The organism is Acetobacter papayae JCM 25143, assembly GCF_000613285.1.
In the GTDB taxonomy this organism is placed as follows: domain Bacteria; phylum Pseudomonadota; class Alphaproteobacteria; order Acetobacterales; family Acetobacteraceae; genus Acetobacter; species Acetobacter papayae.
This window is the reverse complement of the sequence record NZ_BAIN01000005.1, coordinates 15,666-41,537: the sequence shown is the minus strand read 5'-3', so window position 1 is coordinate 41,537 and position 25,872 is coordinate 15,666. Positions and strand designations below refer to the sequence as shown.

The window sequence follows — 25,872 nt, the reverse complement described above, 5'->3', positions numbered from 1 at the left end:
GGGTCAGTTCCGGTGACCCGTTATGGCGCAGCAGGCCATCGGCTTCCGCCTCGCGCAGCAGTGGTAGCATCGCATCCTGATAGGGCCCCAGATTGTGTGCAGGATATAATCCTGCCGCTCACCCGGCTGGCTCAATTCATCGGACAGAAACTTTGAAAGCTCGGGAATATCGCAATTGGCCGTAATAAAATGCGTCAGCCCTTCACGCACACGCTCTCTGGTGGAGCCGGATGCCCCATGCAGCGCCTCGATCGAATGACGTGCCGCTGCCAGACGCTGCGCCATTTCGTCCACCAAAGCTTTCCACAGTGCAAATTTTGAGCCGAACTGGTGCGAAATCAGCGCAGGATCAACGCCTGCGGCTTCTGCAATCTCCCGCAGGCTGGTGCCTTCGTAGCCCTTGCGTGAAAAACCGTGCAAAGCCGCGCCAAGAATGGCCTCACGGGCCGCTGGGGTGCCTTTGGCAGGCCGTCCACGACGGCGCACGCCAGATGAGGGCGCGTTATGTTGAACCGGCACGTAACAGCCCTCCCGTTCCGTTCAAAACGCCCAGCCTAGCACCACCATCGGGCACTTTCCATGCAACCGCACCAAACGCTTCAAACGTTTTCATGCCCGCGCGCATGACACAATTCCAGCAGCCGGGCACGCAACGCCGGACGACTGGCATACAGATAAAGCCCCTTTGTAGGGCGCGTCATCAGAACATTAATGGCGTTGAGCATGATCTGCTCGCACAGGGCCGAAGGGTCGCCAATACCGGTTTTGCCAGCAAAAGCAGCACGATCTTCGTAGCGTGAGGCATCAAGGTAATCCGGTCCGTTGTCGCATCATAATCGACGCTCGGCCCGAGTATGACCCCTACATAATTAAGGTCAAATCCCTGCACGGTATAAACCGACCCCACCTCATCAATCGTATCGGCCCGCTCCGCCCATGGCAGCGGGGCTTCAGGCAGGGAGCGGTCCCAACGTAGGTGAAAGCGTCCTTCGGTAATAAAATGATCCTGCCCGTCCAGCACATAGGGGTAATCATAGGTCGCCAGCATTCGGCACAGCCCAACCTCACTCTCATGCTGGCGAATGGCTTCGTATAAAGTCTGGGCATCGTCAAATACGCGAAAATCGAAGGATTGCGGCGCTGGCAGTGGTAGAATCCTGCGCTGGCAAAAGGCCTCGATCCAGCGCGGCACGTCCGCATGGGCGCGCATACGAAACTGCGTGGTCAGCTGCTGCACGACAACAGGCCTGTCACCCAACAGATGATGCAGCGTATCCTCGCTCCAGAAACTTTTGAACTTCAACACCTGCCGGGGATCGAACACCATAACGACAACCCGGCTGGCATGCAGGATTTCCTCAAGCTGGTTGTCCTGCAAAAAGCGGTTATAGGCATCCCTGCGGCTGAGCAGGAGATGGGCCTCATCAATAAAAACGATGTCGGTTTCATGTCCCGTCCTGCGTGACTGATTAATGAAGGTGGTTGGCCGTTCATAATCACGCTTGCGCAGACCCGGCACATGTTCGGCAATCCGCCGATAAAGCTTGATCATTTCAGGATGGTTGACAAGAAACCGCAGGCTGCACCCGGCCAGAGCATCGCCACTCTTTTTCTCCACCCTTTGTCGCAACCGTGCAAAGGCGGCATTCATGACAATGCTCTTGCCCGTGCCGGCATCGCCCTGCAACACAAGAACAGCACCCTTGCCACGCGCATGATCCTGACAAAAAGCTATGATCGTGCCGACCAGTTTTTCCTGCTCTTCTGTCAGCATACGGTCGGGGGAAAGTTTAAGCTCGGCGCGGTTGTCTGAAACGGACATGGACGAAAACTGTTTGCTCCAGCGTTAGTTCAGGGCTCTTGCCACCCGCGCCACTCAGCGCCACATTTATTCAACGGTCAAAGATTTTGTTCCCGCACAACCCCAATACGTAAGGAGAGCCCGCATGTATGAAGACATTCCGGCATGAGCCTGCAAGAACCAGACACTGCACCGGGTGATGATGGTTTCGTGCATGTACGCGGCGCACGCGAACATAATCTGCGCGATGTAGATGTAGACATCCCGCGCGACCGGCTGGTGGTTTTTACGGGGGTCTCGGGTTCAGGCAAGTCCTCCCTGGCATTTGGCACACTCTATGCCGAAGCCCAGCGGCGCTACCTTGAATCCGTTTCTCCTTACGCCCGGCGGCTTTTTCAGCAGATGCCGGTGCCAGAGGTTGACCGGATCGAGGGCCTACCGCCTGCTATAGCACTCCAGCAGCAGCGCGGTGGAGGCTCCGAGCGCTCGACGGTTGGCTCCATTACCACGCTCTCCAACCATCTGCGGATGCTCTATTCACGCGCAGGCACCTACCCGCCGGGTGCCCCCCGGCTAGAGGCAGAGGCCTTCTCGCCCAACACCCCCATGGGCGCCTGCCCACGCTGCCACGGACTCGGCCGCATTCATGACGTAACAGAGCGTAGCCTTGTCCCCGATGACACACTCAGCATCCGCGAACGCGCCGTGGCCGCATGGCCCACCGCGTGGCAGGGACAGAACCTACGCGACATCCTCATTACCAAAGGGGTGGATGTTGACACCCCATGGCGCGACCTGCCCGCAAAAACCCGAAACTGGATTCTCTTTACCGACGAAACACCGACTTACCCGGTCTATCCCGGGCTAACACACGAGCAGGTAGTGCGGGCGATAGCCCGTAGGATGGAACCCTCCTATCAAGGCACATTCACCGGTGCCCGGCGCTACGTGCTCCAGACCTTTGCCAATTCGCAAAGTGCGCGCATGCGCCAGCGGGCTGAACAGTTCATGCTGTCGAGCGACTGCCCGCAATGCCACGGCCAGCGCCTGAATACCGATGCGCTGGCTGTCACCTTCGCGGGGCGCAATATCGCGCAAATGACCGCACTCCCGCTCGAAACCGTAGCCGAAACCCTGAGCACGGCACACAGAGCGAGGCTCAGGATGCCGTTGCCATTGCTGCCCGGCGCATTGCCGAAGACATGGCCGCACGTATTGACGTGCTACTCGGCCTTGGGCTGGGTTATCTCCAGATGTCGCGCAGTGTGCAGACACTCTCGCCCGGTGAATATCAGCGGCTACGACTTGGCACGCAAATCCGCTCGAACCTGTTTGGCGTTGTCTATGTGCTGGATGAACCCTCCGCCGGGCTGCACCCAGCGGATACAAACGCCCTGCTGGCAGCCTTGCAGAACCTGCGCGATGCCGGAAACTCGCTTTTTCTTGTCGAGCATAATCTGGATCTGATTCGTCAGGCACAATGGGTTGTCGATGTCGGACCGGGAGCAGGCACACATGGTGGCACCATTCTGTATTCCGGCCCACTTGAGGGGCTGAAAACCACCCCCTATTCGCGCACGCGCGACTATGTTTTCGCCACCAATGTGCGGGCCAGCCAAACACCGCGCACACCCGGCGGGTGGCTTACACTGGAGGGCGTTGAATGGAACAATCTGCACGGGCTGAACATCGCCTTTCCGCTTGGGGTGCTGAGTGCTGTCACGGGTGTTTCCGGGTCCGGCAAATCTTCTCTGGTCAGCCAGGTGCTGACACGGCTTGTCACTCAGGCCGTTGGCCAGAAAAACCCGGAAGATGAAAACGATACCGACACCCCAGACATGCCCACAGGCGAACCGCAGGGGCGGATTACAGGCGGGCTTGAAGGCATCAAACGGGTGGCCGTCATAGACCAGAAGCCCATAGGCCGCACACCGCGCTCCAACCTTGCCACCTACACCGGCCTATTCGATACGGTGCGCAAACTCTTTGCCTCAACGGATCTGGCCCGCGCACGACATTACGATGCAGGGCATTTTTCTTTCAATGTAGCAAAAGGACGTTGCCCGACCTGCGAAGGTGAAGGATCGACCATGGTGGAACTGCTGTTCCTACCCAGTGTCTACGCCCCCTGCCCCACCTGCCATGCGCGCGCTACAAAGCCGAAATTCTTGAGGTGCATTATCGCGGCCGATCCATCGCGGACGTGTTGGCCATGAACGTGGAAGAAGCGGCCACATTCTTTGCGAATGAAGCAGGGCCTGCGCAGTCGCTTTCCACCCTACTGCGCGGCGGACTTAGCCACCTACGGCTGGGCCAGCCCGCCACCGAACTTTCAGGCGGCGAGGCGCAGCGGATCAAACTGGCCACGGAACTGCAGAAACAGCGCCGGGGCCATACGCTGTATATCCTTGATGAACCCACAACGGGCCTGCACCCTTCCGATGCCGACCGGCTGATGGAGCATCTGCAGGAACTCGTGGAGGCAGGGAATACCGTTATTGTTGCTGAGCACGACATGCGCCTTGTAGCGCGGGCCGACTGGGTGATCGACCTTGGCCCCGGCGCTGGCGACAAGGGCGGGCGCGTGGTGGCTCAAGGCACACCGGCCACCATAGCCAGATCCACCGATAGCGTTACCGCGCCATTTCTGGCCCGCTATGTCAGCGATACAACGAAGCCTCCGGCTGCCAGCCCGTAAGGAGATGGCGGCCGATTTCCTCATGTTTCCAGTCAACCGGATCATGAAGTGACAGCGTGCGCGCATCCCGCCAGTAGCGATCAAAGCCAACGGCACGGCTGGTTGCGCGCGCGCCCATGGCCGCCATGATATCGGACGAAGCGCGCAGGCTCGCTTTGCTGGCAAGTGACCGGGCAGCATAGACAGCCATGGCCACTTCCGCCCGTGACAGAGCCCCCGATGCCCGCAAATCGAGCCTATGAGCCGCATCACGCACCTGAGCCAGCGCCCCGGCGAGTTCCGCACCAATCTCGCCAAACAGGCGACGCGCCATCGGATCATCACTTGCATGCCCCCCCTGCACGGAAATCCACGGGCGGGCGTGCTCGCGCACAAAATCCGCAGCATGACGAAGGGCCGCGACACCAATCCCTACAAGAATAACAGAAAACCCATTCTGATAACGCAGGGATGCCCAGTCAGGTGGTGACTGATCCTCTTTGGGCACGACCAGTCCGGCAATGGTTTTTACATGATCAAGCATAACGGTGCCTGAATCCGTGGCCCTCTGCCCCATGCCGTCCCAGTCATCCAGCACACTCAAGCCTGCAGCATCACGAGGCACCAAGTCAAACCGCATGCCATGGCAAACCGCATCATAGGAGGTAATGGCAATCAGGTCCGCCCCCATGGCGCCCGTAGCATAAATCTTGCGCCCACTCAGGCTATGCCCACCCTGATCGGGCGTTGCGATAACATGCCCGAACTGATCAGCCCGCGCCCCCGGTTCCGCAATCGCCTGCCCGATAATGATCTGCCGCGTGGCGATGTCCTGCCCCAGTCGTAGGCAGGTCTCCTCATCCGCGAAAGCAAAAATCTCGCGCACCAGATCATCATGAACCTTGTAAATCTGGGCAACAGACGGATCAGCCATAGCCAGACGGAACAGGACTTCCTGAGACTGGGCCTGTGTGAGCCCCCAACCGCCATAAACTTCAGGCATGGCGGCTGCCATGACACCACACGCTTTCAGCGCAGCGATAGCCGCTACCGGGTAGCGCCCCTGCGCATCCACCGCTGATGCAGCGGGGGCAATCACATGATCGATCACCTCATGTAATGGATCGATACGCGAGCGCAGGGACTCAGGCCAGACATAAGCCGGCACAAGCGCGCCCAAAACGGAAGTATCCATGTCTCCGTCCTTAATAGCAGGGAATGGAGTCCTTATATTCATCATATGTTGATTTTATGAAAGCCCCATGCTTAAAGAAAACTCCACCACAACAACAGCGAACCGGGATGATTGTACGCAATTTCGCATTCTACGCCGACATGCCCGACGACATGCGCTACCTGCGCAAAGCCGACAGTCAGCCAATCTGGATTGAGCAGGATATGGTGTTCCTGTTGCCTCCACGGCTCAAAGATTTCCGAAAAAATCTCTTTCACGTCAGGCGGGCTGAAAGAACAGAGAGCGCTCTATACGCGCCACTTTTTCAGGTAAAATGCGCTGTAGCAGGAAAAGAAGACGCCACAGGCTTTCAAGGGCCGTATGACGTCTTTCCTTTTTACGAAAAAGTCTTTCGACGCCGACGCCAATACCGAGATTACTACGTTCTGTTTCTTTTTCGACACAAAAAAGATTACCAGAAATATCTCCGCCTTTGTTAAAAAATGGAATAACACTTTCAGAATATTATATTTTTATATCGTAATGGGTTGCGGCACCAACCCTCTCCCCTGCCATTCTGCTGGGCATTATTGATGGAGGCACAAGAACCAGTTCATTATGTCACTATCGCATCAATTTGATACCAGCCATGACAGATTATCCGATCAAGCATAATATATCTGGATTCAGAACCAAATATGAGCTTTTTATAGACGTTAATATTCTCAGTGCTAAAGTGCCCTGAGATTTTTTATATTAACTGATAGAGTCCATGCGTGAATAAAATTCAAAGAATAAGAGCCGCTGCTGAATCCAGAATAATTGCCCTTGAAGGATTTCTAGGAATACGGGTTCCACAGAAAAAATCACTGCAAGTTCTTGCCCGTCAATCAAGCGACATGCCGTCGAGGGAAGCTTATACGCACTTTTTATCCTTAATCGGGAACAGGCCTTTAAAAAACATCCCCATTCTCATTCCTGACGATATGTATAAAGCCTTCTCATTCATCAGGAAGCAGATTGGCAGCCCGGTTTTATTACGCCTCTCTGACTGCCACGACACACCAAAGACACCGAAAATATTTCTACTCCGGAAAGATTTTCTCTTCAGATTACAATTTCTTCTCAAAAATATCCATACAAAGTTTTACAAACACTTCGAAAACTCCGTATGGCTACTGCTCTCTGATGGAACACTCCCCGATGGCAAGCCATATTCAATGGAGGCGCTTGAGCTTGCCTGCTCCAATGCTTCTAAAAATACTGTTTCTGGCTTTGGAAATACCATTTTTTCTGTACGAACAGGAACCAATGATTATCAGATCGTCAATGAAGTAGCGCTTTGTTACCTGCCTGACGTCAGACAATGGCTCTCCTCCCAGGATCTTAATACCCACTTACGAATTATAGATCTGGGTGGTCATATTGGTTCATTTTCCCTTCAAGTGAACACACTGCTTGCCGGGCGATGCGATATTCATGTTTATGAACCTGAACCATCAAATTTTGAACAAATAAAAATCAACATTGCGAATAATCACACGAACAACATCAAGCCGTTTAATCGGGCGGTTTCATCAGTGCCGGGGCAGAGCAAGCTTTACTTCAATCCGGAGCATAGCGGCGCGCATCAACTTGGCTCAGCACTCAGCTATAAAACCCAAGCTATTCCGGTAGATGTAATAACCCTTGAAACCGTTTTTCAAGAATTAGATAATATGGCAATCGATATTCTCAAAATAGACATCGAGGGATCAGAATATAACGCCTTATTCCCCGTGCCAAATCTGGTCAAGCAATGCAGGCTCATTATCGGTGAAGCACAGAAAAACAAGGATCATGTTCCGCAGGACATGATCAATTTCCTTGAGAATCTTGATTTTAAAGTGACTTTTTCAGGAGACCCTCAGAACTGCATAACATTTAGCGCAATACGTACGCGATCCGCCCAAACAGATTGAAGTATTTTGAAATCATTGTGCTATTCGGGCTCGTGACCAGCCCGAATATATTCACCAATCGTTTTCAAACATCATACCGCACTATAAAGACCATACATCCAAATAAAAATCTGAATTTTGACACTTTAATTTTTCTGGTAACGCAGCTCCATATGTCCTGCGATCTCAAAATGGTCGTATCCTGTCTGGAAAATTCCTGCTTTCACCGCAGCCGCCACATCGGGGTTAACAGCCAGATAGGCTTCTTCATTAAAATTATCAGCGGTTACTCGACGAACCAGAGGAAAAAATGACGGCCTATACGGCGCACGCTTTACCGCCGGAAAATTCATGGTTTGCGCCAGAGAATAAAGCCGGAAATCGTGCCCATGATGCTCGGCAAGAAAATCGCGGATCTGTGGGGCGTCAAGCAAGCTTGTATCAAGCGTGCTCTCGTTTCGATTATTATGAATACGAACGGCATCAGCTGGCAGCTTAAGAAAGCCCCAGGCCTTATAAATGTTTTTCAGTGTATGTTCTGTAGAAATACATGTGTACGCAGAAAGACGTTTAACTCTCTCTGCATCAGACAGGCTGGCATAATCCGCACCCAGCACATAGCGGCTTTGAATATTCAAAAACCAGTCACTCTGGCGGCGCAGCAACTCAATAATTGCATCGACGGAACCAAAATCAGTTGTTGCAACGTCTCTGTCGATTTCCGCTTCCACATCATCAAAAGGCTGCTCTCCGTTTTCCTGATGATACCGTGAAAAACTATGTTTCAGATGCGAAACAATCTGTTTAAAAGGATCCCGCAAGGTGGTGAAAAACTCCACCTGACGCTCAAGAGGCTGAAGATATTCAAGGTAAATATCGTGCGTTACATGGCCAGAGAGCCAATCGACCTCAGCCGCACGGGCCAAAAACTCAGGAGCGTGCAATTCCCCCTGATATAATGCCTGCCCCCGCACGGATGTATCATATAATACATCGCGAACAGTAGTCCCCGCCGTTTTGGGAATATGCACAAAAATGATGAGCGGAAGTGTATCCTGCGTTGCCTGACTCTCCAACAAACACTCACTCACCGACATTGCATTTCCCCTTCGGCTCGACCGAAACCCGTTGATAGACAAAGTTAAGGCTAGAATTTTTTCAGAAAGAGCCTTTGCAAGAGCAACCCAGACATTGAAAGACGCAGCCGAAGTTCCCGGACTTAAAGTCTTTACAAGTCCCATTGCGATCACTCCCCGTTACTTGCGGGCTACCCCGGTTATAACGATGACTTCACTTCTGATTTTTTCTTAGCGGTATCCTCAACCTCATCCACACCGTGTTCAGCAGCACTTCAGATCAGTTTTTATTCACACTGCGATATAAAATATTTTTTATCCTTTGTCATCAGGTTAATCGCCCCTTAACCCATTCATGAACGGGCGATCTGTTTTTTCGGGATAAATGCGTTGAGCAATATTTTGGCGGAATACACCGCTTTACACATGGTGAGCCTGACTTACCCTGGACTCAGCCTGCAATAACAAGCCTGCCATGCTTTTTGTGAAAGGCAACATCCAGCTTCTGCTGGCTCCCGGCAACCGGCTTATGCACGCATCAGCTCGTTGTTACCCCTCACTATCGGGCTACATTCTCTAAAGAGGCTACATACATGAATCGTGGCGGTCAGATCAAATATTATTCAGGCTTGTCAAAAACACCCCAATACCACGAAAAAACATCGTTGAAATCTGATGCCATTTGAAGAATTTTTACGAAAATATCGTGGCGTTATTGCCGTCACAGAGACAATATTGAGCTGATCCTCTTTCTATGACGGTTTAGCTTTTAGCAATAGCGCGGCAAAGCCGACAAAAATCATACCAGTAATCCGGTTGAATACCCGCTTTACTGATGGGCGTGACAAATAACGTGACAGCGAATGGCCTCCCGCAGCATAAATCATGTACCAGAAGCATTCTACAGCCGCGAAACTGGCGACAAGAACCACAAACTGCGGCGCCTGTGCTGCGGCAGGGTTAATAAATTGCGGCAGAAAAGCCGCTGCAAACAGCAGCAACTTGGGATTACTGATGCCGATCATAAAACCGCCCCTGAACAGGGTAGGCGCCGACAGCGCAACCGGCAGCCCATTGCTACCAACATCGAGAGGTGTCACGTCACTGCGCCACGCTTTGATGCCAAGATAGAGAAGATACGCCACTCCGGCATAACGCAGCATGGCGAAAGCCCCCGGCAGCGCCAGTAAAAGCGTGCTTAACCCCGCGGCCGAAGCAATCAGAACCGTTATCAGCGCGGACAGGCACCCAGCCATTGCGGCAATGCTCCGCTTCATCCCCATATCGACGCTGCGTGATAGAATATGCAGCATATTAGGCCCCGGAGTGCCCGAAAGCAGGAATACAGACCCCACGAAGAGCCACCACGTATGAAGTGTCACGATGCTATCCCCCACACCATCAAGAACCGCATTACCCAAATGCGAAGATCCGTCATGCCTGCCAGAAAGCATGAAATAACATTCACACCATCACTCTGCCAGACCAACAGAAACTGCTTTCATAAATGAACAAGCCCTATCGGGCAGGCAGTTCTGTGTCTGGCAGTGTCTGAGGAAGGCGGCATGTCATCAAAAAGAGGGCAGCATGAAAAATAAAAAGGAAAATAAACACCTTAGCGAATACTGGCATAAGCGGATGAGCAACGCTCGCGACTGACTGTTGCCACCCGAGGAAGGTGCCACAAAGCGTTGAAAGCACTGGACCACCAATTCTCTGCACGATGTTCAGCGTTGTTGTGGCCATGGGAATATCTGCCTTCGTAACAGATGCGTAGCTCGCACTCATGACTGGAATACCGATCGCGCCAGTCCCGGCTCCACGCAGGTACAGGGCAACCGCCAGAAGGCTCATAGTGAGCCCTTTGCAGGCAAGAAAAGCTAGCAAGAGAGTGCCTGCGCCAGCGCAGAACGCGCCACACATGGTAAGTTTACGAATGCCAAAACGCTCTGTCAGATAGCCCACCAAGGGGTAGGTGCACATCATACCCAGCCCCAGCGGCAGCATGATCAGGCCGGTTCGGTCTGGGGCAATGCCACAGGCCTGAATAAGCCAGACCGGCAATAACATCTGCCCGGCGAAGGAAACACCATTGATCAAAAACATGATTGTTGCGGACGTTGAAAAAACCGGCGCATGAAACAATCGTAGATCAATTAAAGCGCGATCGCCTTTTTTCCTTGCCAGACAATAATACAGCACAAACAGTGCAAGCGCGGCACACAGCAAAACAAGCCCCACCGTCTGGTGCGCATGGTCAATACCATAAAGAAACCCCGCCAGCGCGGGTGCCAGCAGTGCCAGCCCTGCCATATCGAGCGGACGGGGGCGTTCTATATGACGCTCATCGGGTAAGAACACAGCCGCCAGCACCAAAGCCAATAGCCCGACAGGTATATTGAGAAGGAAGATCCAGCGCCATGATGCCACAGACAGGATTTGCCCTGCGATAACCGGCCCGAGAAGGGGCGCCAGCAGAATAGGCACTACAATAGCACTGGCTACTCTGGACAAATGCCGCCCCGCGGCACGGGCAACCATCATTTGTGCCATCGGCGCCATAAGACCGCCCGCCATACCCTGCAGCAGACGAAAAATGATCAAAGAAGAAACCGACCAAGCCAACGCGCAAAGGCCGGATGCCAGAACAAAAGCGCCAAAGCACCACAGATATACCGCCTTGGCCCCAATACGGCCAACCAGCCATCCGTTCAGGGGCAATGTCAGGGCTAGCGCTAAAAGATAACCACTGACCACCCACTGCACGGTTGAAAAAGAAGCCTGAAGGGTCGTGGCAATATCTGGCAGGGATACATTGACGACTGTGGCATCCAGTTGCGCCATGAAAGACCCGATTGCCGCCACACAGACAACTCTCCATATGCCTTCTGGCAGTTTTACAGAATCCCGCGAAGATGACACCACTTCATACTTTCACTGATTGTGCCTTCGGAACTTCAGCTTTCCAGTGTGATTGAAGCACTTGCGGCAACACGACCCAGACGTGGAAAAATATGCTCACACGCAAAGAGGTGCATCTCCTGCGAGAAGGTCGCCATCACGTCTTCCGCCACAACGACATTATATCCATGCTCATGGGCGGCACGGGCCGTTGATTCCACGCCCAGATTTGTTGCGATCCCACCCAGAACAATGGTTGTAATGCCACGGCGGCGGAGCTGTAGGTCCAGATCCGTTCCATAAAATGCGCCCCATTGCCGCTTGGTAATGCGCAGGTCTTCCGACTGAGCAAGGCCGTCAACCAGTTCAGACCAATCCGGCGCAAAACCTCCTGGTGGCGAAAATGAGCAATCGACACGTGTGTGCAGTGCATCAGAAAAATCAGGCGCGAATGCAACATTGACGAGAATAACAGGCGCTTTAGCCACCCTGAAGCGGGAGGCAAGCCCCTTCGCACGCTCCACAACCGTTGCCCCTGGCACTGGGGCCACGGGCAGAGCCGTGATACCTTTCTGCAGATCGATCAACACCAGCGCAGTCTGAGTTGCGGGTAATGAAATCATGGTAAGATCCCCCCTCTTGATATGCGCCAGCTTCTCGGATCATTGTCCGGCTGGCACACCACGGATAAAGTTGAGCATGCACTCACATAAGGGCATTAGTTGAGTATGGACTCAAATTCGTCAAGCAAAAAACGCGCCCCTGTGCAGCCAAGCCGCGCTGCGGGGCGCCAGAGAGTGTCAGACATACTGGCTGCTGCGTCAGAACTGATGGCAGAGCGAGGCTATGAGGCGACAACCATGGCGGAAATCGCTTTACGTGCAGGCGCTAAAATAGGCTCTCTCTACCGCTTTTTCCCCAACAAGGAAGCGGTAGCAGACGCATTGCTGCAACAAAATATTGCCGTTTTGAATGATGAATACTCAGCACTGGCACAAAAAGCCTCCGAACTGTCGCTAGAAGACCTTGCTGATGTGCTGATTGATTTTTTGACGGTGCATTATCCCCGGGTCAAATCGCTCTCTGCCTTGATGGAGGCCCGCACGGACAGACTGGAAATTCGTAGCCGTTCCCGGCAGCAGGCCTTAAATGGCATTGCAACAGCGCTGACAATTGCAGCACCCAGACTGGATAACGACACCGCAAAAGATATTGCCGCAGTGACACTAAACCAGATGAAAGTCATGCGAGCCATGACCACGAAAGACGCCCCCACGACTGCGGGCGCGCCCGCAGAACTGCGCCGCATGAACCGTCTTTATCTTCTGGACAGGTTAACACCCTACCAGAAATAAGTTGTCTCGCATCTAAGCCCGCCAGCGATCAGGCCAGCACGAGCACTCCCCACCCCGTCACCACACACCAGACCACAGCTTGTATCAAAGCGCCTTCACGCGTGGCTTGAGGCCTTGGCATGCTGCTTGCAGGCCTCGACATACGCGCTCGATACATGAGCGAATTTGCAAGCCTGCCATATATGGTAGTCTTGCACCAACCGCCCCGAGATCCAGCTCCCCTGCTCCGTTTTTCCAAAATTATTGGCCATTTCAACTTTTTTCAAAAGCCTAGCCACATTTCCACGGGAGACACCATAACGCTGCGCCATAGCATTTGCGCTATCAAAGCCGACCGCTATCCGCTCATCCCCCCCTACAGGTGACGCGGTGACAGACCGTGTCATTTCATTCAGAATGGAAATACCAACCGTTGTATTGACAAGCGGTTCTATAGACTGAGGCGGCGCACTCAGAAATGTATCCTCCAGCATAAGCTGCGCAAAAACCGGATGCATATGGTTCAGGATTGCCGGTGTCTCGCGCACGACCTCGCTCCGGCCCGCCCCATCAATCTGATCAAGAGCGCCGAGATTGACGCTGAGATAGACATGGAACATTTGCTCGGAAAAGGCACTCATCTGGTAGGCCCGCACGCGGCCATCGTGATTGGGAATGGCCTCTATATAACCAAAATTCTGAATTTCCTTGAGGTAGTTTGTAACCGTATTCGTGCTGACCATGCTGCTATCTTTGAGCAGATGGCACAGGTTGGTTGCTGTCAGGGGCGGGGCTGATGGATCAACCCGCCGCCGAAAATGAAGTAGCAGGGCGGCATGCGTCAGCATCCATCGGCGCACATCAGCCACGTATCTTACTTCGCGCGGCATCTGCTTGTGAATATCCAACAAGGCCTGATTACAATAAGCCAGACATGTCAAAAACTGAGGCAGCGTGGAAAGGGCCTCAGCCTCATAAATCGGTGTATCGCCAGCCATACTTATCTTTACGCCTTAGTCCCTTTAGCAACACCACAGGCCGCGTAACCGGCCCCCTCACTTCACAAGTGTAACATTTTTGGGGACATTGCAAAACCGGCCTTGCTACGGGGTACAAAAATGATCAATAATGGATATGTATTTTTCAAATCTCAAAAAACAGATCGCGATGAAAAAATAACACAGTAAAACAAGAAACAAAAAAAATAATTTATATGTGTTTTCTTCGATATATACGGTTTTTTAAAGAGAAAATAATCATAGTAAATTCATTATTGTTCCAAAAACCAGAAACTCCACTTCACCACTAAAAAATTTGTCTTGAAGCCTTATTCCCTCCCACACCGCATATTTGTCGACATGGGGTCGATTTATCTGCCCTCCATCCCGCCCACACAGAATTGATTGCTGAGCTATGACCCTGACGACCCGCATGCTTCTCCTTGGCGTGACCGCCCTCACCCCCGGTTTTGCCTGGGCGCAGGCCCTGCCCACGGGGGGCACGTACGCAGCGGGGTCCGGCACGATCAGCACCACGGGGGCCACCACCACCATCGACCAGTCCTCCGCGCGCGGGGTTATCAACTGGCAGGGTTTCTCCATCGGCGCCGGCGGTTCGGTCCAGTTCAACAATGGCAGTGGCGCGACCCTCAACCGGGTGACGGGCGATCAGCTTTCTTCCCTGCAGGGGCATCTGGGGGCTACCGGCACGGTGTTCCTCATCAACCCCAATGGGTGGTGATCGGCCCCGGCGGCACGGTGGTCACAGGTGGCAGCTTTGTCGCCTCCACGCGTGATACGCCCAATAGTGCCTTCATGAAGGGGGGCAATGTCACTCTGTCCGGCACGTCTGCTGGCACCGTGACCAATGCGGGCAAAATTACCAGCACCAACGGTAATGTGGTGCTGGTAGGAGCAAGCGTCAGCAACAGTGGTGAAATCAGTGCCGCTGGCGGCACAGCGGCTCTGGTGGCGGGCAATCAGGTGGTGCTGAGCGAGGCCGATGGCCCGGCAGGTATCTATGTGGTGGCCGACAGCAAAGCCAAGGGCAACGTCACCAATACCGGGCGGATCAAGGCCGCCGCCGCCACGCTGGCCTCGGCCGGGGGGAATGTTTACGCACTGGCAGGCAACCGCGAGGGACTGGTGCAGGCCACCGGCACCACAACAGTAAACGGACAGGTCTGGCTGAGCGCGCCCCACGGCACCGTAACGGTGGAAAGCACCACGCTAAGTGCTACCAATGCCGATGGCTCCGGCGGTGTCATCCGCGCGAATGGCGCGGCCGTAAGCCTTGGCGGCAAGGCCGTACTGAATGCCTCGGCCTCCAAGGCTGGGCGCAAGGGCGGGCAGATCCTTGTTGGCACTGACAGCATTGGCGGCACCAATCTGGCGCGCAGCACCACCGTGGCCTCGGGGGCGACCCTGAAAGCCACCGGTAAGGGCAAGGGGGCTGGCGGCACAATCGAGACCTCGGCCCATACGCTGGCCATGGGGGCCGCCACCATCAGCGCCGGTCTGGGTGGAAGCTGGCTGCTCGACCTGATGACCTGACAATCGATAATGCCGCAGCCTCCACCGTCAACACAGCACTGAACAGCGGCACCAATGTAACCGAGCAGACCTCGGCCACCACCGGATCGGGCAGCGGGGACATTCTGCTCAACGCCGCCCTAAGCTGGAACAGCACCGCCAGCCTGATCCTGTCCGCCTATCACTCCATCACCCTCAATGCCGATATTACCGTGAGTGGCGCGGGCACGCTGACCCTGACCACAAACAACAACATCGGTGGCACCAGCACCGGGGACGGAACGGTGAACTTTGGCAGTTCCACCATCCAGTTCACCAGTTCTTCCCTGACCGCCGCCAATACCGCCAGCAGCAGCCCACTGACCATCAATGGCCATGGCTACACCCTGATTACCAGCCCAAGCGATTTACAGAACGCTGTTGGCACGTCCGGCTACTACGCTCTGGCCAAACCGCTCGACATGAGCAGCATCAGTAACTTCACGCCTCTGGCGCAAAGCGGCTTTAGCGGCACCTTCAACGGGTTGGGTAATACCATCTCAAACCTCACCATCAACGATAGTGTGGATTTGCGTGTGGGGCTGTTCAGCTTCCTCGCAACTTCTGGCACCATCAGTCATGTGGGCCTGATTGGGGGAACTGTTACTGACAACTTCAGTGACCCTTATGGCTCCGTCGGCGAACTGGTAGGGTTTAACGGCGGCGGAACGATCTCCTATGCATACGCCACAGGGAACGTCAGCGGCTCGAATCCCGCTGCCTATATCGGTGGACTGGTGGGGTTGAATTACGCAACAATCACTAACTCATACGCGACAGGAAACGTCAGCAGTTCAGGAGTCAACATCTCTGCCCCTGACTACACCTATGCAGGCGGGCTTGTAGGCTATAACGGTGGTGATGGAACAATCACCAACGCATACGCGACAGGTAATGTCGCCAACACAAACAGCGGCCTCCTCTACGCAGTCGGGGGACTTGCAGGCAATAATGGTAATAGCGCCACAATATCCAATACATACAGTACCGGAAAAGTCAGCAGCACAAGCGGTATTCACCCTATAGGCGGACTGGTGGGAACGAACTCCTCGTCCATAGAAAACAGCTATTGGGATACCACCACCAGCGGACAAAGCTCCGGCGGCAGCGATTCTGTCACTGGACTAACCACGACTCAACTGGCAGCCGAGCTCCCTAGCAGGTTTGACACGACCATATGGGGCAACCTGAACAACCAGACCACGCCTTACCTGTTGGGCGTTTCCGCCAACCAGCAGGTTCTGTCCGGGAGCAATACGGTATTTGGCACCAACGCAGGCATGCCCGTTACAGTCATTCTAAACGCCGCGGGTCTGTCAGCCATCAACAGCAATCTGGCAGGTAATTATGGATTAGCCGCCGATCTTGATGCCAGCGGCTTGGGCAATACCAGCGATTGGGGAAAATACGCCCTTTACCGGCACCTTCTATGGTGCTGGCCATACCATTGCCAACCTGACCATAGCTGATGCAACAGACCAATATGTCGGTCTGTTCGGACAATTGGGGGCTGGCGCAAAAATAGAAGACATCGGCCTGATCCAGGAAGTGATCAGCAGCACTTACGCAAATGGCGCCTCCGTCGGTGGGCTGGTCGGCTACAATAGTGGCGGCACGCTCTTGACTGTTTACACGACCGGCACAGTCTCAGGCCCTCAGTCTGCCACCTCTACAACCAGCGTGGGTGGGCTAGTGGGACAGAATGGCGATGTAGGGGCCAGCGGTAACACCATTACCAGTTCCTATTCCACTGCCGCCGTATCGGGCGGTGATACGACATATATAGGCGGGCTGGTCGGCTGGAATTCTGGCACAATCACATCCTCCTTTGCTTCAGGAGATGTGAGCAGCAACAATACCGGCAATACCTATAATTTTATCGGCGGTCTAGCTGGGTGGAACGCTTCAGGCACAATTAAAACATCATACGCCACAGGCAACGTTTCAGGCGGCAATCTGGCGGGCGGACTGGTTGGCCAGAATCATTATGGCCATATTGAAGAAACATACGCGACCGGAAACGTCACGGGTAATAGCACGACCACCAATAGCGGTGGGCTTGTCGGTCATGATGATGTTAATGATCCGTCCCAACTGATCCTTGACAGTTATTCCACCGGCTCTGTCAATTCGCGCACAGGAATGGTTGGGGGGCTTATCGGTGGCCTGAATAACGAAGCCTCTTCTACTTATACAGACAGCCAATATTTCAGTCATGATTATTTTGACACAACAACAACCGGGCAAAGCGGCAATGCTGGCCTAAACTTAGGCAATGGGGTTACCGGCCTAACCACAACGCAATGGTTGCAGGGTTCAACAAGCCGTTTCAGCAATTCGGCTGACTGGGTAGCGGGATCGCCTTACCCCCTACTGGCCGCGCTGCCATATGTTATTATTACCGCTTCAGGAACCCAGATCTATGGCCAGAGCACGCCGACCATTACCATCACTTCCATTCTCGATCAGTCGGGTAACAATGCGGCAAGCCTAACCGACACTCGTTCGCTGACATGGCTCTACCCCGGCGTGAATTCGAACAGCAATGTCAACAGTTCCGCCGAGCTGATCGGGCATGGAGCAACCGCAACAGGCTATCAGGTCACCTATGCTGGCACTGACACAGTAACACCCGCAGCCCTGACCATTACCGCTCTCAACCAGACCATTACCTATGGGCAGACACCCGTGCTCAATAATACCGCCTTCAGAACCAGCGGTCTGGTCAATGGGGATACCGTTTCCAATGTCAGCCTCTCTACCAACGCCACCAACCAGAGCGGTGTCGGCTCCTATGCCATTACAGCCAACAACGCCAGTGGCACAGGCTTGAGCAACTACACCATTACCTACACAGCAGGTGCCTACACCATCACGCCTGCGGCCCTGACCATCACCGCTCTTAACCAGACAGGCACCTATGGGCAAAACCCCACGCTGAACACTGCTGATGTCAAAGTCACTGGTCTACTCAATGGCGACACGCTTTCCAGCGCGACCCTTACCACCAGCGCCACCAGCCAGAGCGGTGTCGGCTCCTATACTATCACAGCCAGTAACGCCAGTGGCACAGGACTGAGCAACTACACCATTAACTATGTAACAGGTGCCTACAGCATTACCCCCGCCGCCCTGACCATTACCGCTCTCAACCAGACCAGTACCTATGGGCAGACACCCGTGCTCGATAATACCGCCTTCAAAACCAGCGGTCTGGTCAATGGGAATACCGTTTCCAGTATCAGCCTCTCTACCAACACCACCAGCCAGAGTGGTGTCGGCGCCTATGCCATTACAGCCAACAACGCCAGTGGCACAGGGCTGGGCAATTACACCATTACCTACACGACAGGCACCTACAGTATTACTCCAGCAGCCCTGACCATTACCGCTCTCAACCAGACCGGCACCTATGGGCAGACACCCGTGCTCGATAATACCGCCTTCAGAACCAGCGGCCTGGTCAATGGGGATACCGTCTCCAGTGTGAGCCTTTCTACCACCGCAGACAGCCACAGTGGCGGGGGATCCTACGCTATTACAATCGGCGATGTTCGCGGCACGGGGCTGAGCAATTACGCAATCACCTATCAGAATGGCAACTATAACATCACCCAGATCACGACCATTCCCGTCTTCTGGCCCATGGCAATGTTGAATGGTCATAACCCCGCAGCATCAGGCCCAGCCAACCCCACAACAGCAGGAGCGGGGAACTCACCTGATCTGACACTGGTCAATACCTATAAGCCCCTGACCCTGCCTGATGGCACGGCCGCTGCTACCCAGCCGAATACCTACCAGATCGTGCTACCTGCCACCTCTTACACCAACCGCCTGAAAGACACGTCTGATGCGTCGCGTTCTTTTTGCTGGCTGCGCGTTCGCTGCCGTTGCCTGTGCCTTCTCGCCCCGCATGGCCCATGCGCAGGCCTATAGCCGCCTTGCTCCGCGCCAGCCTGCACCAGCCCCGGCCCCCAACGACCTGACCCTGCCGGACAAAGAGGCCCCGCCCCTGCCGCAGTCCAATGCGGTCGTCATCCCTGCCCTCAAGGGGCTGGTGTTCATTCCCGACACGACCGCCCTCAAGGCCGCGGGCCTGCCCTCAGGCACCAAAGGTGTGCAGCATGCGGGCCTTCCCCTGCTCGATCAGGCCGCCTTCGGGCACGAGATGGCCGCCTATCTGGGCAAGCCCCTGCGTATGACGGACCTGAACACCATCGCGGCAAAGGTGGGCACGCTCTACAAGGCCGAGGGGCATCCGTTCGTTTATGTCTCCATCCCGCCGCAAAATATTGGCGGCGGTGTCGTGCAGATTATCGTGACGGAATACCGGCTGGGTGCGGTCAAAACCGCAGGCAATCACTGGTTTTCCGATAAACTGCTCCGACAGGAAAGCGGGCTGGTGCCCGGCCAAACCCTCAGCCTGTCAGACGTGCAGGCCGGGCTGGGCTGGCTGAACAGCAATCCGTTCCGCACGGTCGATGCCCTGTTCGCGCCCGGCACGGCGCAGGGCACAACCGATGTCACCCTACAGACAAAGGACCGCCTGCCCCTGCATGTCTATGGCTCCTACGACAATGCCGGCGTGCCCGCACTCGGTTCTTCAGAATGGGCCGTGGGCGGCACATGGGGCAACGTAGCGGGGCTGGGGCAGATCCTCTCCTACCAGTTCACCCACAGTGTCAGCGACCGCTACAGCGGCCACGCCCTGAGCTGGACAGCCCCCCTGCCCTGGCATGACCGCATTCAGGTCTTTGGCTCCTATGCGTGGGAAAAACCCGATATGCGCTCCAGCGGCGCCTATCTAGCGAGACCGGCCATAGCGGACAGGCAAGCCTGCGCTATATCCACGACCTGCCCGCCATCACCTTCGGCCCCCATACCCGCATGACCGAAGATGTGCAGATCGGCTTTGACTTCAAAACTACCAACAATACCCTCGAATTCGGTGGGCTGCGTGTGTTTGACAGCTTGGCCGAGGTCGATCAGTTCCCCATCATCTACAATGCCATGCTGAACGACCCGTATGGCCAGACCACATTCCAGAACCAGCTCGTACTCAGCCCCGGCGGTATGAGCGGGGCCAACCGCCGCCGCAATTTCGAAGCCCTCGTGCCCGGCTCGAACGACCAGTATGTGTATGACACGCTGAGCCTGAGCCGCACGACATGGCTGCCCGCCGGCCTGTCATGGATTTTGCAGGCCACCGGCCAGCTAGCCAGCACCAACCTGATGTATAACAACCAGCTTGGCCTTGGCGGACTCTACACCGCGCGCGGCTACTTTACCGATACCGCTCTGGGCAGCGAGGGGGTGAGTGTCACCAACGAGATCCGCTCACCGGCTTTCAGCCTCTCCAAGTTCATCGCCCCTGGCCTACCTGTGCATGATACGGAACAGGTGGGGCTGTTCTATGATTACGGCCATGTCTCGCAGGTGAACCCCATCGCCCAGTCCGTAAACGAAGCCGACCTCTCCAGCATCGGTCTGGACCTGCATAGCGCTGTGGATCGCTATGTCAGCCTCATCTTCAATGTCGGCTGGCGCCTCCACGGCGTCTCCGCTATCCGTGAGCAAAATGGCTTCGGAAACAAGGGCGGCTTCGGAACGCTCTCTCTCACCGTCGGGTATTAAAAACAGATCTAGGCCATTCACCAGACCACCACATGGTGAATGGCATTCTGCAACACCATTGCCTGCCCGCTAGCTGCGCTATCCCGCTCCCTCATATTGACACATTATTAAAATGATGTGCTTTTTAGGAAAATCTTAATACCATTCTCTTAATGTGTTTGGTCGGAATGATTTTAAATTTCGGGGATTCATATCGCAATGAACTCTATCGCTGCTATTCCAGAAGAAATCATCAATTTATTTGATAAATCAAATGTTCCCCTATCATTAGCATCGGCCGGGAACGATAAACCGCTCATTGCCACCAATAAAAAGTTCTGTGAATTAACCGGCTATGACAATAGCGAGATTATAGGAAAAAACTGTCGTTTTCTACAAGGACACTACGACAATACTGAAGCGCGAAAAAATATTCATCAGTTCCTTGATGGTAACTTCGGTCTAAGTATCAGGCAGCCATTGATTAATGTAAAAGCGGATGGCACGCCGTTTATTAACCTTCTTTATATGTCGCGGCTATGTGACGCCTCGGGAAACACCCGATTTATTCTGGCATCCCAGTTTGACATCAGCAATACACAAACAGAAAAACTCGCTCAATACGGTATAGCTTTAGGTGATAGTATAAAAAAAATCTCACCTATAGCCTATCAGGCAGGCATTATTCTTGAAGGTTCTATTGCCGCCATAGCCAATTCAACTACCATGATTGCCCAAGCCAAGTTAACTTTAGCTGATCTACAATCTACCAGACATATTTTTTAATGCATAACTCTACCAACACATCGCCCCCTATGGGCATGGAAGACCGGCCACAAACTATCGTAGCAGTTGGCGCATCAGCAGGTGGTCTTGAAGCGTTACGGGACATGCTGGCGGTTGCGACACCCCCAACTCACCTCGCTTTCGTCGTGGTACAGCATCTTGATCCAACCCACGAAAGCATGCTCGCACAGCTTCTTAACCGGACCACATTACTGGATGTGCTGCAGTGCGAAGGGGGAGAAGACATTCATGCCGACCGAGTGTACATTATCCCCCCGGGGCGGGGGCTGGCAATTCATAACGGCAGGTTGCAGCTTACAGATTTTACACAACCACGCGGGTTAAGACGCCCGATTGACGATTTTTTTTCTTCTCTCGCGCGGGATCGTCAAACGAATGCAGCTTGCGTCATTCTCTCCGGAACCGGTGCAGATGGCTCCATGGGGCTGCGCGTTATCAAAGAAAACGGTGGCATATGCATTGCGCAGGAGCCATCAACAGCCCGATACGACGGCATGCCATCAGCCGCAATCAGCAGTGGGCTGGTTGACTTCATAAAGCCCCCTAACGAAATTATCGACTGCCTCAAGTCTTTTTTTGAACGTAAAAATTCAGACTCTCCAACACGCGATATTGCCCTTACGCCTGATTATATTGATAGTATTTGCTCTATTTTAAAAAAAGCCGTCGGGCATGATTTCTCGCAATATAAACGCTCAACATTTATCCGTCGTGTTGAACGTAGAATGCATGTGCTCGAACTCAGCACAGTCGCTTCATATCTGGAGCAGATCCGAAATGACCAGAATGAATGTCAGGCGCTTTTTCGTGACCTGCTCATAAATGTTACGCGTTTTTTTAGAAACCCTGACATGTTCGATCTACTCAGGGAAAAGGTCATTGAACCCCTATTAAAAGAAAAGCAGGACGAACAGGAAATTCGTGTATGGGTTGCCGGTTGCTCCAGTGGAGAAGAAGCCTATACCTTAGGAATGATTTTCGCCAGTTCAGCAAAAAAGCTTGGTGTAAAAAATAGTATTCAAATTTTTGCAACCGATATTGACGAGCAGATGCTTCAAATAGCCCGAGAAGGCATTTATCCAGCATCTGCCCTTATCGATATTCCAGACGAAATGGTCGATAGCTGGATTGTACTACACGGACAGTATTTCACCATCTCCAATACTATCAGAGATACAATCAGGTTCTCAAACCATAGTATAATAAGAGACCCGCCGTTCTCACGCATTAATCTGGTCTCATGCAGGAATCTTCTCATCTATTTTGATGATGCGCTGCAGCAGCAGGTTATGCCGCTCATACACTATGCCCTGTCACCCGGAGGATATCTGTTTCTCGGGCCTTCAGAAACAATAGGACGGTTTGAAAACCTCTTTACGTCCATAGACCATCACGCGCGCATATTTGAACATAGCGGCCTTACCACACGATATCCCCTCAATCTTCCATTGGCACCGCAAAGTTTCCCACGCCAAGCAATGGATGAACGAAAAGACCGGATCAACAACCATATTCATAAAGATGACGCCGCAATCCAGAAACTCGCGGAACGTTATGCACCACCTTCCATGGTTGTAGGAGACGATGGGACTGTTATCGCTGCCTATGGAAAACTCGGTCGGTATTTTGATTTCCCCGTAACCAGACAAGGGGGCACCAGCGCCTTTACACTGGCACGCTCAGGCCTGCGGGAAATCATAGGGCCCCTATTGCGTCAGGCACGGCATAAAAAAAGAGTTGTCATAGCGCGACATATCCAGGTTGAAGGCGATTATGGCATTCAGCCTGTCGATATAACCTGCGATCCCTTGTCGAGTAACTCTTTCCTATTTGTTTTCAAGGATGCTGGTCCATTCGAAGCACTAACCGCTTCTGATGCAGATGAATTTGAACCCATCACTGACCATGTAGATATTCTTGAAGAAGAATTGCGCGTAACGCGCCATAAACTACGGGCTACAATTGAAGAACTCGAAACAGCAAATGAGGAATTAAAAAGCTCAAACGAAGAAATGATGTCTATGAATGAGGAACTACAATCAACAAACGAAGAACTTTCAACCGTCAATGACGAACTAAAAAACAAGGTCGATCAGCTAACCGTTGCCAATTCTGACGTGAAAAACTTTTTCGATTCAACCGAATTGGCCGTTATGGTTGTTGATAGTGACCTGAAAATTAGAAGTTTTACAGATTCCACAAAATCCATTTTCCCTCTCCAGAACAGCGATCGCGGACGCCTTTTATCAGATGTAGCGTGCAAATTGGACGATTTTCAATATTTGGATGATGCGTTCAACGTTGCACAAACAGGCCAAACATTACAACGCAGAGTCCATACAAAGGACGGTAAAAAAACATTTTCTATGCGGGTACTGCCCTATAAAACCAGCAATGGTGATATCAGTGGCGCCACAATAGTCATGACTGACATTACCGATGCATTAACACTAGAACGGGCTTTGATAGTAGAGCAGGAACGTTTACGTGTTGCCGTTAATGCCGGCCGTATTGGAATATGGGAATATTGCCCCAGAACAAACAGCTTTCGTTTTGATAAAACACACCAGGAAATGCTGGGGCTTAGCAATATCAGTCAAATTAACTTTGAGGTCTGGCGGAATATCATTGCCTCAGATGACCGTGATCATTTTTCAAAAGCAATCAATTACTCCCTCGAATATAAAAACAAACTAGAAGTTGGTTACAAAGTTATACTTTCAAACGGAGAAATAAAAAAACTAAAAAGCTACGCACAGATGTCCATGCGAGAAGATGACCGCTTGCTGGTTGGTGCAACAATAGACATCACGCCCGAACATACTTTAGCCGAAACGCGCTCTATTCTTCTTCAGGAGATGAACCACCGCGTAAAGAATTTATTTGCGATTATCGCAAGTATGGTCACATTATCTGCCCGCTCGCATACGGACATCAATACATATGCACAAGACTTCCGAGACCGGATCATTGCTCTAGGGCGAGCACATTCACTCAGCATGCCCTCAGGCGACAGGGATGTCATTTCCCTGCATAAAATTGTTAAAACAATGATTACTTCGCATGAAAGCAAAAAAAATAAAATCATAGTGCACGGACCGGAAGTCCTTTTACCTTCAAATGCGTTATCACCATTGGCTATGATTTTACATGAATGGACAACCAACGCATCAAAATATGGCGTTCTAGGATCCAAAGGTGGTGAACTTGAAATTTCGTGGCGGCTTAGCGCACAAAATCTCTCCTTGGTCTGGCATGAAAAAAACAACACGCAAGTTAAAGAGGAAGATAACGTTGGCTTTGGAACCACATTAATCAAATCCTCAGCCAAACAGCTGAGCGCTCACTTATTTAAAGAAATAAATGCTGAAAATTTCATTGTCTCAATTGAAATTCCACTTCAGAAAATCGAAGAGGCCGTTAAATGATCATGATCGTTGAAGATGAATTTCTGGTCGCCCTCGACATTGAAGGAATAGTCTTGGATTGCGGCCTGAGCCTGCATGGTTCATACGCCACAGTTAAAGAAGCGATTGACGCCAGCAAATCAACATTACCCTCCTGTGCAATTTTAGATGTACGTTTAGCTGATGGGGATGTTTTCCCTCTGGCTGATCATTTGAAATTCAATAAAATTCCAATTATTTTTCACTCAGCTCATGCGAATACTTCCGAACTCCTCAACCTCTATCCCGAAGCAAGAATATGTCAGAAACCAACATCGCAGGATGAATTAAGCACAGCTTTACGCGATGCCACACGCAACAGTTTTTAAATATATTTTCTCATTGTAATTGGTCAATTTTTCACATTTTCTCGAAAACAATCAACTTCTCGGCCAGATCGACACACCGCCAATCATTGACTTGGAAGGATCGGGAAACACGCGATTGAAGCCGAGTGGACAACTCTGTAATCTGGCTCTCATTCGATAGCGGTGATCCTCCCACCTTGAGAAGCCCAACCCCGCCGCTTA

General features: G+C 52.8%; 19 protein-coding genes and 2 pseudogenes. 13 read left to right on the top strand and 8 right to left on the bottom strand.

The features are described from left to right. Positions 1–3: 3 nt before the first annotated feature. Together JCM25143_RS02475 and JCM25143_RS16150 are read right to left on the bottom strand one after the other, a co-directional pair. Complete coding sequence (locus JCM25143_RS02475; RefSeq protein ID WP_081773456.1) at positions 4–519, bottom strand: TetR/AcrR family transcriptional regulator; 516 nt, start codon at positions 517–519, stop codon at positions 4–6. An 80-nt stretch (positions 520–599) separates the two neighbouring features. Beyond that, a pseudogene (locus JCM25143_RS16150) lies at positions 600–1,822 on the bottom strand (DUF2075 domain-containing protein). Between the two features lie 144 nt (positions 1,823–1,966). Between JCM25143_RS16150 and JCM25143_RS16145 the strand changes: the two are divergent. Beyond that, a pseudogene (locus JCM25143_RS16145) lies at positions 1,967–4,499 on the top strand (excinuclease ABC subunit A). Here JCM25143_RS16145 and JCM25143_RS02460 read toward each other — a convergent pair. After that, positions 4,462–5,673, bottom strand: coding sequence for an acyl-CoA dehydrogenase family protein (locus tag JCM25143_RS02460; RefSeq protein WP_159101583.1), 1,212 nt, complete (start codon positions 5,671–5,673; stop codon positions 4,462–4,464). The pseudogene JCM25143_RS16145 and the gene JCM25143_RS02460 overlap by 38 nt on opposite strands. 107 nt (positions 5,674–5,780) lie before the next feature. On the opposite strand from JCM25143_RS02460, the gene JCM25143_RS02455 reads away from it, so the two are divergent. Then, on the top strand, positions 5,781–6,152 hold the full coding sequence (locus JCM25143_RS02455) for a hypothetical protein (protein ID WP_025859909.1): 372 nt from the start codon (positions 5,781–5,783) through the stop codon (positions 6,150–6,152). Positions 6,153–6,428: 276 nt separating this feature from the next. Further along, on the top strand, positions 6,429–7,613 hold the full coding sequence (locus JCM25143_RS02450; RefSeq protein WP_148299982.1) for an FkbM family methyltransferase: 1,185 nt from the start codon (positions 6,429–6,431) through the stop codon (positions 7,611–7,613). 125 nt (positions 7,614–7,738) lie between these two features. On the opposite strand, the gene JCM25143_RS02445 is transcribed toward JCM25143_RS02450, so the two are convergent. The 4 genes from JCM25143_RS02445 to JCM25143_RS02430 form a co-directional block, all read right to left on the bottom strand. Further along, entirely contained in the window at positions 7,739–8,833 is a 1,095-nt protein-coding gene (locus tag JCM25143_RS02445) for a hypothetical protein (RefSeq protein ID WP_234394891.1), read from the bottom strand. Positions 8,834–9,420: 587 nt separating this feature from the next. After that, complete coding sequence (locus JCM25143_RS02440; RefSeq protein WP_025859906.1) at positions 9,421–10,050, bottom strand: LysE family translocator; 630 nt, start codon at positions 10,048–10,050, stop codon at positions 9,421–9,423. A gap of 136 nt (positions 10,051–10,186) precedes the next feature. After that, complete coding sequence (locus tag JCM25143_RS02435) at positions 10,187–11,533, bottom strand: DHA2 family efflux MFS transporter permease subunit (RefSeq protein ID WP_025859905.1); 1,347 nt, start codon at positions 11,531–11,533, stop codon at positions 10,187–10,189. Positions 11,534–11,625: 92 nt separating this feature from the next. Next, positions 11,626–12,192 (bottom strand): hydrolase, encoded by a 567-nt coding sequence (locus JCM25143_RS02430; protein ID WP_025859904.1) that lies wholly within the window; start codon positions 12,190–12,192, stop codon positions 11,626–11,628. A gap of 105 nt (positions 12,193–12,297) precedes the next feature. Here JCM25143_RS02430 and JCM25143_RS02425 point away from each other — a divergent pair, with 105 nt between their 5' ends. Next, entirely contained in the window at positions 12,298–12,924 is a 627-nt protein-coding gene (locus tag JCM25143_RS02425; protein ID WP_025859903.1) for a TetR/AcrR family transcriptional regulator, read from the top strand. Positions 12,925–13,019: 95 nt separating this feature from the next. Here the strand turns inward: JCM25143_RS02425 and JCM25143_RS02420 are convergent, their stop codons facing one another. After that, positions 13,020–13,772, bottom strand: a complete 753-nt coding sequence (locus JCM25143_RS02420) for a hypothetical protein (RefSeq protein ID WP_148299979.1) — start codon at positions 13,770–13,772, stop codon at positions 13,020–13,022. A 544-nt stretch (positions 13,773–14,316) separates the two neighbouring features. Between JCM25143_RS02420 and JCM25143_RS20575 the strand changes: the two genes are divergently transcribed. The 9 genes from JCM25143_RS20575 (at position 14,317) to JCM25143_RS02375 (ending at position 25,671) form a co-directional block, all read left to right on the top strand. Next, positions 14,317–14,643, top strand: a complete 327-nt coding sequence (locus JCM25143_RS20575) for a two-partner secretion domain-containing protein (protein WP_025859901.1) — start codon at positions 14,317–14,319, stop codon at positions 14,641–14,643. Next, complete coding sequence (locus tag JCM25143_RS16140) at positions 14,637–15,455, top strand: hypothetical protein (RefSeq protein WP_025859900.1); 819 nt, start codon at positions 14,637–14,639, stop codon at positions 15,453–15,455. Before JCM25143_RS20575 ends, JCM25143_RS16140 begins: the two co-directional genes overlap by 7 nt. Before the next feature lie 191 nt (positions 15,456–15,646). Beyond that, complete coding sequence (locus JCM25143_RS02405; RefSeq protein ID WP_025859899.1) at positions 15,647–16,942, top strand: GLUG motif-containing protein; 1,296 nt, start codon at positions 15,647–15,649, stop codon at positions 16,940–16,942. Further along, entirely contained in the window at positions 16,842–19,412 is a 2,571-nt protein-coding gene (locus JCM25143_RS02400) for a beta strand repeat-containing protein (protein ID WP_159101582.1), read from the top strand. Before JCM25143_RS02405 ends, JCM25143_RS02400 begins: the two co-directional genes overlap by 101 nt. After that, entirely contained in the window at positions 19,327–20,367 is a 1,041-nt protein-coding gene (locus tag JCM25143_RS16135; protein WP_025859897.1) for a POTRA domain-containing protein, read from the top strand. Before JCM25143_RS02400 ends, JCM25143_RS16135 begins: the two co-directional genes overlap by 86 nt. Beyond that, a complete protein-coding gene (locus JCM25143_RS22220; protein WP_025859896.1) occupies positions 20,364–21,110 on the top strand; it encodes a ShlB/FhaC/HecB family hemolysin secretion/activation protein in 747 nt (248 codons plus the stop codon). The genes JCM25143_RS16135 and JCM25143_RS22220 overlap by 4 nt, the downstream gene beginning before the upstream one ends. Before the next feature lie 198 nt (positions 21,111–21,308). After that, positions 21,309–21,875, top strand: coding sequence for a PAS domain-containing protein (locus tag JCM25143_RS02385; RefSeq protein ID WP_025859895.1), 567 nt, complete (start codon positions 21,309–21,311; stop codon positions 21,873–21,875). A 29-nt stretch (positions 21,876–21,904) separates the two neighbouring features. After that, positions 21,905–25,324, top strand: coding sequence for a CheR family methyltransferase (locus JCM25143_RS02380; protein ID WP_035370364.1), 3,420 nt, complete (start codon positions 21,905–21,907; stop codon positions 25,322–25,324). 2 nt (positions 25,325–25,326) lie between these two features. Then, positions 25,327–25,671 (top strand): response regulator, encoded by a 345-nt coding sequence (locus JCM25143_RS02375; RefSeq protein ID WP_199897809.1) that lies wholly within the window; start codon positions 25,327–25,329, stop codon positions 25,669–25,671. Positions 25,672–25,872 lie beyond the last annotated feature (201 nt).